Source organism: uncultured Tateyamaria sp., assembly GCF_947487805.1.
Taxonomy (GTDB): Bacteria; Pseudomonadota; Alphaproteobacteria; order Rhodobacterales; family Rhodobacteraceae; genus Tateyamaria.
This window is the reverse complement of sequence record NZ_CANKXW010000001.1, coordinates 848,490-864,072: the sequence shown is the minus strand read 5'-3', so window position 1 is coordinate 864,072 and position 15,583 is coordinate 848,490. Positions and strand designations below refer to the sequence as shown.

Below are 15,583 nucleotides of genomic sequence, written 5' to 3'. Positions count from 1 at the left end.
GCCCCCTCACACTGGGTAAAACTCTACCAACCGATCACGTCGAAACAACCCACAATGACCCACGCAAAACGTGGCGCCCCGGCCAAGGGTCGGCGGGTGGGCGCCTTTTTCCGCCACGCGGAAAAACAGTCCCACCCGACGGCTAGATATCCTTCAACGACACCCGTACATGCACATCCTCGACGCTCTCGCAGCGCTCCGAATAGCGGTCCACCAGATACGCCGACCGCCCGCGCACCATCCAGGTGAACTTGACCAGCTCCTCCATCACGTCCACGACACGGGCATAAAACGGCCCTGCCGGCAAACGCCCGTCCTGAAACTCCAGCCACGCCTTGGCAATGCTTGACTGGTTGGGGATCGTCACCATCCGCATCCACCGGCCAGGGATGCGCATCTGGTTCACCGCATTGAAACTCTGTGACCCGCCCGACACCTGCATCACCGCCAGCGTCTTTCCCTGCGTGGGCCGGATGCCCCCCTTCAACGACAAAGGCAACCAGTCGATCTGGCTCTTCATAAGACCGGTCATCGCCCCGTGACGCTCCGGGCTCGACCACACCATGCCCTCGGCCCAGACCGCCAGCTCCCGCAACTCCACGACCTTCGGATGGGTCCCGTCATCGCCATCCACCTGCGGCAGGCCCGCCGGATCGAACATCCGCGTCTCACAGCCCAGATGACGCAGTACGCGCGCCGCTTCCTCCGCGGCACGGCGCGAATAACTCTCCGCCCGCAACGACCCGTACAACAGCAGAATACGCGGCGGATGGCCCGGATCATCCGGCGCCCGCAGCACCTCCACATCAATCGCCGGCAAGGCCGCCGCGACCAGTGCAGGCAATCCATCGTCCCCGCGGGATGGCTCAGCCACTCTCTTCTTCCAGATGCAGCTTCATGTCGATCAACACCTGCTGCAACAGCGTCGTCTCCTTCAGCAGACGCTTGGCCTCGTTGACGGTGATGATCCCGTCCTCGATGGATTGCTGATACTCGCTCATCAACATGGCAAACCGCTGGCTCAGCGCGATCACGTCGCTGTTCACCCCGCCAGAGCGTTCGGAATTGGGCCGCCGGTCGTCATGGCTCAGCGAAATGCCCTGCAACTCGGCCAGCGCGCTGGTGACATGCGGATAATCCGCCACCTTCTCCAATGCGACCACCGCATCGATGGGCATGAACCGGTCGGCATGTTCGGGATTGTCGGAATAATACCGCCCCAGCGTCGCCTTCGATTTGCCCGTCGCGGCACAGGCGGGCTCGATGCCCACATCCTTCACCAGCGCCTCGGTGTGCTTCTTCAAATAGCTGCCTTCTCCGGCCATGCGCCCATCCCTCATTACCCCGTCCGACGATTCAACCAAAAGTGTGGGGAACCTGACAGGTCTTTTCCCATTAATTGCAGACGATTGAAATGTCATTCCTTTAATCGTCCCATCGGTTTTCGGGACGTAACGAGTACCCGGTGCCCCCAGCATCGGGTCCGGGTGGGGCCCACCAACAACCTTTGTCGTGTGGGGGCGGCAGGCTGGCGCAAGCCAGCAGCAGGTTTGGTGGGTCTGTCGGAGGTTACGAGTAACAGGTCGGGCGCCATCCCCAAAAGAGCTTTGCCGCTCGATTGCCCGGCCTAAGTGCCCTTGGTGCCGAAGCGGCCCGGTGGTCTTCAAGACGTGCAACCCAATGCACGCGAGGTCACCGGTCCCGCCCGCACTGCCCCCCCTGTTTCACACGTCCCGACCCTTGTTCCGGCACGGGCTGCGCAGTATGCAGCCCGCCATGGCGAAGCTTTACTTTCACTACTCCACCATGAACGCGGGCAAATCGACCGTTTTGCTGCAAGCCGCGCACAACTACCGCGAACGCGGCATGGCGCCCTATCTGCTGACCGCGCGATTCGATGATCGCGCAGGTGCGGGGCGCATCGCTTCGCGCATCGGGATCGAGGCCGAGGCCGACACGTTTGATACCCGCGATGACCTCTTTGCCCGGCTTGAGGCCCGGCTGGCGCAGGGCCCGGTGGCCTGTGTCTTTGTCGACGAGGCGCAGTTCCTGACCGAAGACCAGGTCTGGCAACTGGCCCGCGCCGTCGATGATCTGAACGTGCCCGTCATGTGCTATGGCCTGCGTGTGGATTTTCAGGGCAAGCTCTTTCCCGGCTCCGCCACCCTGCTGGCCCTTGCCGATGAAATGCGCGAGGTCCGCACGATCTGCCATTGCGGGAAAAAGGCGACGATGGTGATCCGTCAGGACAGCAGCGGCCAGGCCGTCACCGATGGTGCGCAGGTGCAGATTGGCGGCAATGAAACCTATGTTTCGCTCTGCCGCCGCCACTGGCGCGCGGCCACCGCCACCTGACCCCCGCGCCCGGTCGGGCGTCATCTTGCCGGATGTCTGGTTAACGGCGGACTAGCGAGGCGTGCGCTGCGCACGGCATTGATCCTGTTGGAAAAATGCGCAGGCATTGCCAAATCGCAAAGCCCGCGCACGCCCTGTCCCCGCGGGGACAGCGCCCCGTTTCAGACCGCGTTCGGCACCCGATCGCCTGCACAGAACGCGGCAATATTGTCCACCGCCATCAGCCCCATCGCCGTCCGCACCTCCAGCGCCGCGGTGCCCAGATGCGGCAAGAGCGTCACCCGGTCCAGCGCCCGCAGTGCCTCGGGCACCTCCGGTTCACGCTCATAAACATCCAGCCCCGCGCCCCCGATCTGCCCCGTCTCCAGCGCGGTGATCAGCGCGGCCTCGTCCACCACGTCGCCGCGCGCGATGTTGATCAGGTGCGCGTGCGGCTGCATCGCGGCAAATGTCGCGGCGCCGATCATGTGGCGCGTCTCCGCCCCGCCCGGCACGGCCACCACGACAAAGTCGACCCGGCCCGCCAGTTCCTCCAGCGTCTCCGCCCGCGCGGCCGGAAAGTCGAGCGTCTTGGCCGACCGGTTGGCATAGTGCACCTCCATCCCGAACCCGAAATGACAGCGCCGCGCAATCGCCTGCCCGATCCGTCCCATGCCGACGATGCCCACGCGCTTGCCGGACATGTGCAGGCCCAGCATCTGCGTCGGGTGCCAGCCCGCCCAGTCGCCCGCGCGCACCAGCCGTTCGCCCTCGGCGGCCCGGCGGGCCGACATCAGCATCAGCATCACCCCGATATCCGCCGTCGCATCCGTCACTGCACCGGGCGTATTGCTCACCGTCACCCCCGCGGCCTGCGCCGCGGCCACATCGATATGGTTGAACCCCACGCCAAAGTTCGCCAGCAACCGGCACCGGGGCGCCGCCACATCGGCAAAGACCTGGGCCGAGAACTGATCCCCAAGCGTCGGCAGGACGATGTCGAAATTGGTCAGTGCCGCGCGCAACTCGTCGGGTTCAAGCGGCATCGTGTTCTCGCGAACAACCACGTCGTCGCAGAGCTTGCGCGCCGCCGCGACAACCTCATCCGGCAAAGGCCGCGTGATCCAGATCCGAGTCAATGCAACCGCCCCCCCTCGGGCACATCATGGTCGGGGCGCGCCAGCACGATCGCCCCGTCCGCATCAGGAAAGCCCAGCACCAGCACCTCGGACATGAACGGCCCGATCTGGCGCGGCGGAAAGTTTACGACCGCCATTACCTGCTGCCCCACCAGCGTGGCAGGATCGTAGTGCACCGTCACTTGGGCCGAGGTCTTCTTTTCCCCCAGTTCAGGCCCGAAATCGATCCACATCTTGATCGCGGGCTTGCGCGCCTCGGGAAAGGGTTCGGCCCGCACCACACGCCCGACCCGCACGTCCACCTTCAAAAAATCGTCAAAGTCGATCTCAGCCACGGGCAAGCTCCTTCGATCTGTCCGTCGCCGCCGCAACCGCTCGCGGCATCAGCGCGGGAAAGCCCTGCGCCGCGTCCATCAGCACCTCAAGCGCGGCCTGCGTTGTCCCGTTGGGGCTGGTCACATTGACCCGCAGCTGTGCGGGGTCCTCACTGGCCCGCATGGCCAGCGCGCCCGCACCCGCGACCGTCGCCTTGGCCAGCTGCATCGCCAGCGGCGCGGGCAAGCCCTGTGCCTCGCCCGCCGCAGCCAGCGTCTCGATCAGATGGAAGACATAGGCCGGGCCCGACCCGCTGACCCCGGTGACGGCATCCATCTGGTGCTCGCCCTCCAGCGTCACAACATCGCCCACGGCGGACAGCAACGCCTCTGCCATGCCCAGCGCGGATTGACCGGCGGCATTGGCACAGATCGCGGTGATCCCCTGCCCGATGGCCGCGGGCGTGTTGGGCATGGCGCGCACGATGGGCGTGGCCGCACCAAAGGCCGCCTCGAACGCCGCCAGCGGCGTGCCCGCCGCAACAGAGACAAAGACCGTGTCGCCCCCGCCCAGTGCGGCAAGCGTCGGCAGGGCATCGCCCATCATCTGCGGCTTGACCGCGATCAGCACGACGGCAGGCGCCTCTGGCACGCCTGCATTCACATGCACGCCCAGCGACTGCACCCAATCGGATGGGTGCGGATCCAGAACCCAGACACTGTCCTCGGGCAGACCACGTTCCAGCCACCCGGCCAGCATCGCCGACCCCATCTTGCCGCAGCCCAGAAGCACAAGGCCCCGCGCCGCGATCTCTGTGTCTTTCATGGATACCCCCCGTCTTATCAGGGGCTCAGGTTACGCCCGGCCATAGGCCTCTGCAATGGCAACCTGCATGGCATCCGCCGGAGTGCGATCCCCCCAGATCAGCAGCTGCAAGGCGGGATAATACCGCTCCGCGCTCATCACGGCGGCACCGATCATGGTGTCGATCTGCTCGGGGCTGGCCATCTGGCCACCGCTGAGCACAAGACCATAGCGATAGACCATCAGCTTCTGCTCTTCCCAATAGGTGAACGACCCCGCCCAGCATTGATCATTCACGTGGTTGAGCAACTCGTACAGCCCCGCCAGCTTCTCTTCGGGCGGCTCCATCTCGAAGGTGCAGACCATGCGCAATGTCTCGTCATAGCCGGACCAGGCCAGCGTGAGCGAATACGTCCGCCACTGCCCTTCCACCGCCATCGCGATCTGATCATCCGCAATGCGGTCGAAATCCCACTCGTGATGCTCCGCCAGATGTTCGACGATATCAATCGGGTGAATTTCATCTTCCAGGAACTGCTCGGAAAGGGCCATGTCGCCACCTCTTATTCGCTGTAGCGATTGGGGCTGGCAGCGCCCCAAGCGCTAGGTGCCTGCTCTGAGATCTCGGGGCGATCCCCCGTGCCTCTACCAGATATGGTGACCGTGCCGCCGCCATCTGGCAACCCTTTATTTGGGGATAACCTCAATAAGTTGGGGAGAACTCTGAACTAACACCAAAATAGAGGCATGCCGCTGGCACGGCGTGCGCGCGCACCCGGCCACAAAAAAACGCCCGGTCCGAACACCGGGCGATCATCATCCGCTTGCAGAATATGGAATGGCGCGGCAGCGCCGCCGTTTGGTTACTTTTCCAGCGCTTCGATCCGGGCCTTGAGCGCCTCGTTCTCTTCGCGCGCCTTCTGCGCCATTGCGCGCACCGCGTCGAATTCCTCGCGGGTGACAAAATCGCGGTCCGCGAGCCAGCGGTCCATCATCGACTTCATCGCCGTTTCCGCCTCTTCGCGCGCGCCCTGTGCCACGCCCATCGCGTTGGTCATCAACTGCGAAATGTCGTCAAAAATCTTGCCGCGTGCCTGCATGGTGTCGTCTCCCGTTCAAACGCACCCTCTATATGGGGTGCATCCGCCCCCCAAGCAAGGTTGACCTTGGCCTAACACAGGGGCATTCAGACGCAGATGAACGCCATGATCCCCTTTCCCGACATCTCGCCCGAGATCTTTACCATCACCGCCTTTGGCATGGAATTTGCCCTGCGCTGGTATGCGCTGGCCTATATCGTGGGGATCATCATCGGCTGGCGGCTGGTGGTGATGACGGTCAAGGCACCACGTCTGTGGCCCGGCCAGACGCCTGTGATGACGCCCGCGCAGATCGAGGACATGCTGACCTGGATCATTCTGGGCGTGCTGCTGGGCGGGCGGCTGGGTTACGTGCTGTTCTACCAGCCCGGTGCCTATCTGGACGATCCGCTGTCGATCATCGCGATCTGGGAGGGGGGCATGGCCTTTCACGGCGGCGCGCTGGGGGTGATCCTGGCCGCGTGGCTTTATACGCGGCGGCACGGGATCAACCGGCTGAGTGCCGCGGATGCCATCGCGCTGGGTGTGCCGCCGGGCCTATTGCTGGGGCGGTTTGCAAATTTCATCAACGCAGAGCTGTGGGGGCGTCCGACGGACATGCCCTGGGGCGTGGCCTTTCCGGGCCGCGCGGCGCAGTTCTGTCCCGAAGTGGCGGGCGTTTGTGCGCGCCATCCCTCGCAGCTTTACGAGGCATTCCTCGAGGGGTTCGTCCTGCTGGTGCTGTTGTTGTGGATGGTGTGGCGGCGCGGGGCCTACAAGCGGCCCGGTCTGGTCTGCGGCACCTTTCTGGCGGGGTACGGTCTGGCGCGGTTCGCGGTGGAATTCGTGCGCCAGCCGGATGCGCAGTTCGTGTCAGAGGGCAATCCGCTGGGGCTGGCCTGGCAGATGGGCGGCTATGGCCTGACCATGGGACAGATCCTGTCGTTGCCGATGATCCTGATTGGCGCGTGGCTGATCCTACGGGCCCGCGCCCGGCCGCCGCTGGCATGAGCCTTGGCGCGGATCTGGCGCAGCGGATTGCCGCGGCGGGCCCGATCACCGTGGCCGATTTCATGGAGACGGCGCTGCTGCACCCGACCAAGGGCTATTACACGACCCGCGATCCTCTGGGTGCTGCGGGGGATTTCACCACCGCCCCCGAGATCAGCCAGATGTTCGGAGAGCTCATGGGCCTGAGCCTCGCGCAGGCCTGGCTGGATCAGGGGGCGCCGCCCGATTTTGTGCTGGCGGAGCTGGGCCCCGGTCGGGGGACGCTTATGGCCGATGCGCTGCGGGCGGCGGGCCGGGTGCCCGGCTTTGCCGAGGCCGCGCGCGTGGTGCTGGTCGAGGTGTCGCCTGCCCTGCGCGCGCGCCAGAAGGACGCGCTGGCGGGCATGGACGTGGCTTGGGTGGATCACGTGGATGCGTTGCCCGCTGGGCCGCTGTTCCTGCTGGCCAATGAATTCTTTGATGCGCTGCCTGTGCGGCAGTTCCAGCGCGCAGGCGCGGGCTGGCGCGAGCGCTGTGTGGGGCTGGAAGGTGACAGGTTGCGCTTTGGCTGGTCGCCCGTTGGCCCGCAGGCCACGCTGGCGCACCGGTTGGAGGACACCGCCGAGGGCGACATCGTGGAGACCTGCGCACTGGCCGCAGGCGTCGTGGCCCGTATTGGCGCGCAGATCGCGGCAGAGGGCGGCGCGGCGGTGATCATCGATTATGGCGACTGGCGCAGCCAGGGCGACACGTTGCAGGCGCTGCGCGCTCACAGCCCGGTGGATCCGCTGGCCGCCCCGGGCAGTGCAGACCTGACCGCGCATGTGGATTTCGAGGCACTTGCCCGCGCCTCGGCCCCGGCCGCGCACAGTCGTCTGACCCCGCAGGGCGTGTTCCTCGAACGGCTGGGCATCACCGACCGCGCCCGCGCGCTTGCCGCAAATCTGGCCGGAGCAGCGCTTGACAGCCATATCGCCGCACATCGGCGGTTGACGCATCCCGAGGAAATGGGAAACCTGTTCAAGGTGCTGGGGATCTATCCCCCCGCCGCTGCCCCGCCGCCCGGATTGTTGCCATGACCCTTGAAATCCTCACCGCAGACAGCCTTGGCCCTGTGCGCCACGGCTTTTTCACCCGCAAGGGCGGGGCGTCGTCGGGGATTTTCGCAGGGTTGAACTGTGGCACGGGCAGTTCGGACCAGACCGAGATCGTGGCCATAAACCGCGCCCGCGCGGCGGACGCGATGGGCGTGGGCCCACAGATGCTGGCCGCGGTGCATCAGGTGCATTCCCCGGACGTCATCCACATGGAGGCGCCGCAGGACCCCAAGCCAAAGGCCGACGCGCTGGTCACGGCCACGCCCGGCGTGGCGTTGTCGGTTCTGACCGCAGATTGCCAGCCGGTGCTGTTCAGCGCCCCGGAAGCGGGTGTGATCGGTGCGGCCCATGCGGGCTGGAAAGGGGCGCAGGCCGGTGTGCTGGAGGCGACGGTGGATGCGATGGTCGCGCTGGGGGCCGCGCGGTCGGACATATCCGCGGTGATCGGCCCGTCGATCAGCCAGCGCGCCTATGAGGTCGGGCCGGAGTTCTTTGACATCTTTCTGGACGAAGACCCCGAGAACACGCGGTTCTTTGCGGGCGGTGACGGCGACCGGATGCATTTCGACCTGCCGGGATACGGGTTGGCGCGGCTGCGCGCGGCGGGCGTGGGATCGGCGGAGTGGACCCGGCACTGCACCTATTACGACCCCGACCGGTTCTATTCCTACCGCAGGTCGGTCCACGCCAAGGACCCCGATTACGGGCGGCTGATTTCGGCCATCGTGCTGTGATCCGGGCGCAAATGCGGCGGCGCGCGGCGTGGTTTTGCCTCATTCGGCCGTGACGGCGGCGGGCCGCGCCGCCGGACCCTTTTGAAAACTTGGGGTTTGGGCCGCGCCACAGTTCGCGGCAGACCGCGCCAATTTTCTGAAAAGTTTCTGCACCTGCGCCGCAAACCTGCCGGATTGGCCCGCCAATATGTCCATGAGCCGGGCAAAAGACCCGGTACAGAGATCGAGCACAGGACCAAACATATGAAGACCACCCGCTTTGTCACTTCTGTCGTCAAGACAGCACAAGAGCAGACCCCCCAGATGCCATGGGCACGCGGCACACGCCGGGCGGCGTTCATCGCCAAGCGCAAGGGCGCGCTGGAGCTGCGCAAGACGGCCTGAGCCGACCCTCGTAGAATCAAATTGTGGCGCACAGCCTATGCGTGCGTGGACAATTCCGGAAAAAGGCGCGCCATTGGTGCGCTTTTTGACGTTAATGTCCGGTGAATTTTGACAATTTGAAGGAATTCACCAAATTATCCACCATCACTTTGACACATGGACACATTCCATCTGTCGTCGCTGGTGGGGGCCGGCACAGATGTGACCAGATTTATGAGGTTACATATGACTCGTCCCATCGCCCTGCGCGTGCCCCGCGCTGACGCAACCCTGCGTGCCAGCCGCACACCCTATGACCGGTTTGCGTCCCCGATGACCCAATCCAACACGGCCGCGCTGCGCAGTTTCGAGGTCGCCGCGATCCGCGCCGATGGCAGCCGCAGCATCGCGACGTTCAAGGCGCCCGCCCTGCCGCTGTTCGAATCCGCCTTTTCCGCCTTTGCGCGCGGCGTGGTGCTGTCGAGCCCCGAGGGCAGTGTCGCCATCGAGGACCTGCAACCCGGTGACTGGCTGAACACCACCGCGGGTGATCCGGCGCAGGTGCTGTGGATCGGGTCGTCGAATTTCGTGCCTGCGGATGCGGGGCGGCGGATGCCGCTGATCCGGATCATGGCAGATAGTTTCGGGCAATCGCGGCCTGCGTCCTTTGTGACGGTGGGACCGGGCGCGCGCCTGTTGCAGACGCCTGCGCATCTGCGCGGCACCACGGGCGGTGCGCCGCTGTTGACGCCGGCCAGTGCCTTTGTCGACGGGGTCAACGTGATCGAGGTTGTGCCCCCCACCCCGGTGCGCCTGTTCCATATCTGCCTGTCGCGCCATGCGGCCATCGATGTGGGCGGAATCGCGATGGAGACGTTCCATCCCGGCATGGCGGCGACCCGTCAGGTGACCCACGCCCAGCGCGACCTGTTCCTGTCGATGTTCCCGCATATCGCCCACGTGACGGATTTCGGGCCGCTGGCGCATCCGCGCGCGCCCGAAGAGGATATTGCGCAGGCGGGGTGATCCCGCCACGCGCCCGGTGTCAGCTGCCGGGTGTCAGGCGGATTTGGCCAGCCGGTCCTCGAGCACGTCAAAGGGCACGCCGGGCGCGTCCTTGGCCTGCCGGATCACCAGCGACGTCTTGACGCTGGCCACATTGGGCGTGGTCAGCAGTTCGCCGGTCAGAAAGCTCTGGAAGCTTGAGAGGTCGGGGGCCACGCATTTGAGGATGAAGTCCACCTCACCATTCAGCATGTGGCATTCGCGCACGAGCGGCCATTCGCGGCAGCGGTCCTCGAAGGCACTGAGGTCTGCCTCGGCCTGACTGCCGAGGCCCACATTGGCGAACACCTGTACCTCAAAGCCCAATTCGTGGCTGTCCACGTCGGCGTGGTAGCCGCGGATATAGCCATTTTCCTCGAGCGTGCGCACGCGGCGCAGGCAGGGTGGTGCCGAGATGCCCACCCGTTTGGCCAGTTCAACATTGGTCATGCGGCCATCGGCCTGCAATTCCGCCAGAATCTTGCGATCAATGGGATCGAGTCGCGTGCTTGCCATAAGCGCCCCTTTATTTTGCGGTTGTTATAACAGCCCCGGCGTTATGCGCAATATTGTTTCGCAATTGCGCAATATTGTGAAATCCGAATGCTTGCATTCTGTGCAACCCGGCTGCCCAATATCAGGGTTCAAACCGGCGCGGGCTGCGTCTATATCGGGTGGACTGCTCAATCAAGCTGCATCGGGGGTGCGACATGGCCGACACAAAACGGACAAAGGTTTTGATCATCGGATCGGGTCCTGCGGGATATACTGCGGGCGTTTATGCGAGCCGTGCGATGCTGGACCCAATTCTGGTGCAGGGCATTGAGCCCGGCGGTCAGCTGACCACCACCACGGAAGTCGAGAACTGGCCCGGTGACACCGAGGTGCAGGGGCCGGACCTGATGGTGCGGATGCAGGACCACGCCAAGGCGATGGGCTGTGAGATCATCGGCGACATCATCACGTCGGTGGATTTCTCGCGCCGTCCGTTCGTGGCGCAGTCCGACAGCGGCACGGAATATGTGGCGGATGCGATAATCCTGGCGACGGGCGCGCGCGCCAAGTGGCTGGGCCTGCCGTCGGAAGAGAAGTTCAAAGGATTTGGCGTCAGCGCCTGTGCGACCTGTGACGGGTTTTTCTATCGCGGACAGGAGATCGTGGTGATCGGTGGCGGCAACACGGCCGTCGAAGAGGCGCTTTTCCTGACCAATTTCGCGTCCAAGGTGACGCTGGTGCACCGCCGCGACGAGTTGCGTGCGGAGAAGATCCTGCAGGACCGGTTGATGAAGAACCCCAAGATCGAGCCGCTGTGGTTCCACCAGCTTGAGGAAGTGTATGGCACCGACAGCCCGTTGGGTGTCGAGGGCATCAAGGTCAAGCATGTGGAGACCGGCGAGATCACCGACATCCCCGCCAAGGGTGTGTTTGTCGCCATCGGCCACGCGCCTGCCAACGAGTTGGTCAAGGACGTGCTGGAGACGCATATGGGCGGCTATGTCGTGACCAAGCCCGACAGCACCGAAACCTCCATTCCGGGCGTCTTTGCCGCGGGCGACCTGACCGATCACAAGTACCGGCAGGCGGTGACGTCGGCGGGCATGGGCTGTATGGCAGCACTTGAGGCGGAGCGGTTTCTGGCCGAGGTCGAGGACGCCGCGGATCTGGCCGCCGAGTGAGGCGGAGCCCCTATTGGCTTGACCGGGGGCGCGCGCGCGGCCACGAATGAAGCGTGGCAAGGGAAGGTCAGGCATGACACATGTGTTGTGGCGCGGCAGTTGGGCGGCCCGGGTGCGGATTGCATCGGGGCTGATCCTGATGGGCTATGTGACGCTGCATCTTCTCAACATCGCCACCGTTCTGATTTCGCCCACGGCGTTTGACGTGTTTCAGGATGCGCGGCTGTGGCTGACGCGGTCGCTGCCCGGTACGGTGGTGATCGGGGCCGCGCTGCTGGCGCATATGGTGCTGTCGCTGTCCAAGGTCGTCACGGGTCGGACGCTGCGGATGCCGGTGCGGGACTGGGTGCAGATCGGGCTTGGCGTGCTGATCCCGCTGCTGCTGGTGGATCACATGATCTATACCCGTGGCGCGTACGAGATGCTGGGCGTGGACACGATGCTGGGCTATGTGACGCGGCTGATCTGGGGCACGCAGGATGGCTGGGGCCAGGCGGTTCTGCTGCTGGTGACGTGGGTGCACGGGTGCATCGGGCTGCATATGTGGCTGCGGCTGACCGACTGGTGGCGACGCTGGCTGCCGGTGATGTTCGGGCTTGCCGTTCTGGTGCCGACACTGTCGCTGATGGGATTTGTGGTGTTCGCGCGGGTGATTGACGGGCTGTTGAGCGATGCGCGGGCCGAGGCGGCGGCCCATGCGGCGTGGAACTGGCCCGATGCCGCCGGGTTTGCGCGGCTGGACATGGCCGCCACCAACACGAGCTATGTGGTCTATGCGGTGCTGGGGGCGGCGGCGGCGGGGTTTGCGCTGCGGCGCATCGTGGCGGCCATCGCCAAGCCGATCCGCGTGCATTATGTCGACGGGCCGTCAGTGCGGGCACCGCGCAACCAGACCATTCTGGAGACATCGCAGGCCAGCGGCGTGCCCCACACCGCCCTGTGCGGGGGCCGGGGCCGCTGCACGACCTGCCGGGTGATCATTGAGGACGGGCTGGAGGATCTGCCCCCGGCGTCGGAGGCCGAGCGCCGCAGCCTCGCCGCCGTGGGCGCGCCGCCCAATGCGCGGCTCGCGTGCCAGGTACGGCCCACCGCGCCGGTGACCGTGTTCCGCGTCTTTGACCGCGACGGCAAGAAGGGGCGTGCCCATGCGAGCCAGGGCAAGGAGGCGCGGCTGGCCGTCCTGTTTCTGGACATGCGCGGGTTTACCGCGCGCACCGACGGGCAGCTGCCCTATGACGTGGTGTTCCTGCTGAACCGGTTCTTTGACCAGATCGTGCCGCCCATTGTCGCGGCACGCGGCACGGTGGACAAGTATATGGGCGACGGGCTGATGGCGGTGTTCGAGACCGACAGCGCCGACAGTTCGGCCCGTGCCGCCATCGAGGCGGTGCAGGGCATCGGGGCCGCGCTTGACCGGTTCAACGCCACATTGGCCAGCGAAGGCGGCGCGCCGGTGTCGATTGGCATTGGTGTGCATCTGGGCACTGTGGTGCTGGGCGAGATCGGCGCGGCGGGTCAGGCCCCGCGCACCCTGATCGGGGACACGGTGAATTTCGCCTCGCGGCTGGAAAGCGAGACCAAGGCGATGGGCGTGCAGGCGCTGTTGTCCATCGACACGCTGGAGGCCGCGGGCATGGCCGCGCCCGAGGGGGGCCTTGTCGCGCTGAGCCTGCGGGGGCGCGAGGCGCCGTTGGAGGCCCTGCCCCTGACGCTGGCGGCGGACGCCGCAGGTCTGCGCGCACATGTCTGATCCGGCCCCATTCGGGACCGTTGCGTTTTAACCACGATGTTCAAAATCGTCGCAGGGATAAAGTTTGTTCTTTCGTGAACATACTTTTTCTGACATGTGTTCACGCATGAACGCAACTGAGTCTCATCCAGCGCCAAGCGTCGCCGTCAAGGCAAGCCCGGACCATGAGGACCAGCTGTTCCGCCTGTTGCGCCAGCTTGATCTGGCCCCGCAGGCGTCGCAGCGGTCGACGGCCCAGGCCATCGGCGTGTCGCTGGGCCGCCTGAACGCGCTGCTGCGCGATGCCACGGCGGCGGGATATGTCAAGGTTGGCGGGCATGACGGCCCCGACAAGCGCCAGCGCTACTCCTATGCGCTGACCACACGTGGTGCCGCCGAGAAAAACCGGCTGACCGACAGTTTCCTGACCCGGAAATTTGCGGAATACGATGCCCTTTATTCCGAACTGACCGGAACGACTTCCGGTTTCAACCCTTTGAAATACAGGACCAAATTTATGGAAAACAACCTCGCGCCGATCCCGGAGCTGTATGTCTCTTATGACAGCGCCCAAAAGCTGAAGGTCGAAGCCGCCGATCTGGTGAGCTGGGACCTGACACCGCGCCAGATCTGTGACCTCGAGCTGCTGATGAACGGCGGGTTCAACCCGCTCAAGGGGTTCCTGTCTGAGGCCGATTACAACAGTGTCGTCGACACGATGCGCACTGTGGACGGCGCGCTGTGGCCGATGCCCATCACGCTGGACGTGAACGGGAAATTTGCGGACAGCCTCGAGATCGGTCAGGACATCGCCCTGCGCGATCAGGAAGGTGTGATCCTCGCCACCATGACCGTCACGGACCGCTGGGCCCCCAACAAGGCGCACGAGGCCGAGAAGGTGTTTGGCGCCGATGACAGCGCGCACCCTGCCGTCAACTACCTGCACAACACCGCGGGCGACATCTATCTGGGTGGCCCGGTGACCGGCATCCAGCAGCCTGTGCACTATGATTTCCGCGCCCGTCGCGACACGCCCAACGAATTGCGCGCTTATTTCCGCAAGATGGGCTGGCGCAAGGTTGTGGCGTTCCAGACCCGGAACCCGCTGCACCGTGCCCACCAGGAGCTGACCTTCCGCGCGGCACGCGAGGCACAGGCCAACCTGCTGATCCACCCCGTTGTGGGTTTGACCAAGCCCGGCGACGTTGATCACTTTACCCGCGTGCGCTGCTATGAGGCGGTTCTGGACAAGTATCCGGCGGCCACCACGTCCATGTCGCTTTTGAATCTGGCGATGCGGATGGCCGGCCCCCGCGAGGCGGTCTGGCACGGTCTGATCCGCAAGAACCACGGCTGTACCCATTTCATCGTCGGCCGTGACCACGCGGGCCCCGGTTCGAACAGCCAGGGCGAAGATTTCTATGGCCCCTATGATGCGCAGGACCTGTTCCGCGAGCATCAGGAAGAAATGGGCATCGAGATGGTCGACTTCAAACACATGGTTTGGGTGTCGGAGCGTGCGCAATACGAAGCCATCGACGAGATCAAGGACAAGGATGACATCACCATCCTGAACATCTCGGGCACCGAGCTGCGCCGTCGTCTGGCCGAAGGTCTGGAGATCCCCGAGTGGTTCTCGTTCCCCGAGGTGGTCAAGGAACTGCGCCGCACCAAGCCGCCGCGCAACAAGCAGGGTTTCACCGTGTTCTTTACCGGGTTCTCCGGGTCGGGCAAGTCCACCATCGCGAACGCGTTGATGGTCAAGCTGATGGAGATGGGTGGCCGTCCCGTGACGCTGCTGGATGGGGACATCGTGCGGAAAAACCTCTCGTCAGAGCTGGGTTTCTCGAAAGAGCACCGTGACCTGAACATCCGCCGCATCGGCTATGTGGCATCCGAGATCACCAAGAACGGTGGGATCGCGATCTGTGCGCCCATCGCGCCCTATGCCTCGACCCGCCGGGCCGTGCGCGAGGACATCGAAGCCTTTGGTGCCTTTGTCGAGGTGCACGTGGCCACGTCGATCGAAGAGTGCGAGCGTCGCGACCGCAAGGGTCTCTACAAGCTGGCGCGTGAGGGCAAGATCAAGGAATTCACAGGGATTTCGGACCCTTACGACGTGCCTGCCAACCCCGAGCTGAGCGTTGAGACAGAGAATGTGGATGTGGACAACTGTGCGCACCAGGTTCTGCTGAAGCTGGAGAGCATGGGCCTGATTTCGGCGCAATAAGCGACCGATTGGCAAGATTTGAAAGGCGCGCCTCTCACCAGGCGCGCCT

Annotated in this window: 17 protein-coding genes; 9 read left to right on the top strand and 8 right to left on the bottom strand. The window is 64.7% G+C overall.

The annotated features are described in order from the left end of the window. Positions 1–142: 142 nt before the first annotated feature. Together arsH and Q0949_RS04430 are read right to left on the bottom strand one after the other, a co-directional pair. A complete protein-coding gene (arsH, locus tag Q0949_RS04435) occupies positions 143–844 on the bottom strand; it encodes an arsenical resistance protein ArsH (RefSeq protein ID WP_299369498.1) in 702 nt (233 codons plus the stop codon). Positions 845–866: 22 nt separating this feature from the next. After that, positions 867–1,325 carry a hypothetical protein gene (locus Q0949_RS04430; RefSeq protein WP_299368992.1) on the bottom strand — a complete coding sequence of 153 codons (459 nt, stop codon included), beginning with the start codon at positions 1,323–1,325 and terminating at the stop codon, positions 867–869. 451 nt (positions 1,326–1,776) lie between these two features. On the opposite strand from Q0949_RS04430, the gene Q0949_RS04425 reads away from it, so the two are divergent. Next, a complete protein-coding gene (locus tag Q0949_RS04425; RefSeq protein WP_299368990.1) occupies positions 1,777–2,355 on the top strand; it encodes a thymidine kinase in 579 nt (192 codons plus the stop codon). A gap of 161 nt (positions 2,356–2,516) precedes the next feature. Here the strand turns inward: Q0949_RS04425 and Q0949_RS04420 are convergent, their stop codons facing one another. From Q0949_RS04420 to Q0949_RS04400, 5 genes are all read right to left on the bottom strand, one after another. Beyond that, positions 2,517–3,473: a D-glycerate dehydrogenase gene (locus Q0949_RS04420; protein ID WP_299368988.1), complete on the bottom strand. Its 957-nt coding sequence runs from the start codon at positions 3,471–3,473 to the stop codon at positions 2,517–2,519. Continuing rightward, positions 3,470–3,808: a tRNA-binding protein gene (locus Q0949_RS04415; RefSeq protein WP_299368986.1), complete on the bottom strand. Its 339-nt coding sequence runs from the start codon at positions 3,806–3,808 to the stop codon at positions 3,470–3,472. The genes Q0949_RS04420 and Q0949_RS04415 overlap by 4 nt, the downstream gene beginning before the upstream one ends. Then, positions 3,801–4,613, bottom strand: coding sequence for a pyrroline-5-carboxylate reductase (gene proC, locus Q0949_RS04410; protein ID WP_299368984.1), 813 nt, complete (start codon positions 4,611–4,613; stop codon positions 3,801–3,803). The genes Q0949_RS04415 and proC overlap by 8 nt, the downstream gene beginning before the upstream one ends. A gap of 30 nt (positions 4,614–4,643) precedes the next feature. Next, positions 4,644–5,144 (bottom strand): YbjN domain-containing protein, encoded by a 501-nt coding sequence (locus tag Q0949_RS04405; RefSeq protein ID WP_299368982.1) that lies wholly within the window; start codon positions 5,142–5,144, stop codon positions 4,644–4,646. A 311-nt stretch (positions 5,145–5,455) separates the two neighbouring features. Further along, positions 5,456–5,692, bottom strand: coding sequence for an accessory factor UbiK family protein (locus Q0949_RS04400; protein WP_299141687.1), 237 nt, complete (start codon positions 5,690–5,692; stop codon positions 5,456–5,458). A 96-nt stretch (positions 5,693–5,788) separates the two neighbouring features. Between Q0949_RS04400 and lgt the strand changes: the two genes are divergently transcribed. The 5 genes from lgt (at position 5,789) to Q0949_RS04375 (ending at position 9,881) form a co-directional block, all read left to right on the top strand. Further along, complete coding sequence (gene lgt, locus Q0949_RS04395; protein ID WP_299368980.1) at positions 5,789–6,682, top strand: prolipoprotein diacylglyceryl transferase; 894 nt, start codon at positions 5,789–5,791, stop codon at positions 6,680–6,682. Next, positions 6,679–7,740, top strand: coding sequence for an SAM-dependent methyltransferase (locus Q0949_RS04390; protein ID WP_299369496.1), 1,062 nt, complete (start codon positions 6,679–6,681; stop codon positions 7,738–7,740). The genes lgt and Q0949_RS04390 overlap by 4 nt, the downstream gene beginning before the upstream one ends. Further along, positions 7,737–8,492 carry a peptidoglycan editing factor PgeF gene (gene pgeF / locus Q0949_RS04385; protein WP_299368978.1) on the top strand — a complete coding sequence of 252 codons (756 nt, stop codon included), beginning with the start codon at positions 7,737–7,739 and terminating at the stop codon, positions 8,490–8,492. The genes Q0949_RS04390 and pgeF overlap by 4 nt, the downstream gene beginning before the upstream one ends. Positions 8,493–8,735: 243 nt before the next feature. Then, complete coding sequence (locus tag Q0949_RS04380) at positions 8,736–8,876, top strand: hypothetical protein (protein WP_299368976.1); 141 nt, start codon at positions 8,736–8,738, stop codon at positions 8,874–8,876. A 225-nt stretch (positions 8,877–9,101) separates the two neighbouring features. Next, positions 9,102–9,881 (top strand): Hint domain-containing protein, encoded by a 780-nt coding sequence (locus Q0949_RS04375; protein WP_299368974.1) that lies wholly within the window; start codon positions 9,102–9,104, stop codon positions 9,879–9,881. Positions 9,882–9,914: 33 nt separating this feature from the next. Here the strand turns inward: Q0949_RS04375 and Q0949_RS04370 are convergent, their stop codons facing one another. Beyond that, positions 9,915–10,415 carry an Lrp/AsnC family transcriptional regulator gene (locus Q0949_RS04370; RefSeq protein ID WP_299368972.1) on the bottom strand — a complete coding sequence of 167 codons (501 nt, stop codon included), beginning with the start codon at positions 10,413–10,415 and terminating at the stop codon, positions 9,915–9,917. Between the two features lie 194 nt (positions 10,416–10,609). On the opposite strand from Q0949_RS04370, the gene trxB reads away from it, so the two are divergent. The 3 genes from trxB to Q0949_RS04355 all read left to right on the top strand — a co-directional run bounded on the left by trxB (position 10,610) and on the right by Q0949_RS04355 (position 15,534). Further along, positions 10,610–11,575 (top strand): thioredoxin-disulfide reductase, encoded by a 966-nt coding sequence (gene trxB / locus Q0949_RS04365; protein ID WP_299368971.1) that lies wholly within the window; start codon positions 10,610–10,612, stop codon positions 11,573–11,575. Between the two features lie 73 nt (positions 11,576–11,648). Then, a complete protein-coding gene (locus Q0949_RS04360; protein WP_299368969.1) occupies positions 11,649–13,325 on the top strand; it encodes an adenylate/guanylate cyclase domain-containing protein in 1,677 nt (558 codons plus the stop codon). A gap of 106 nt (positions 13,326–13,431) precedes the next feature. Beyond that, complete coding sequence (locus Q0949_RS04355; protein ID WP_299368967.1) at positions 13,432–15,534, top strand: bifunctional sulfate adenylyltransferase/adenylylsulfate kinase; 2,103 nt, start codon at positions 13,432–13,434, stop codon at positions 15,532–15,534. Positions 15,535–15,583: the final 49 nt, after the last annotated feature.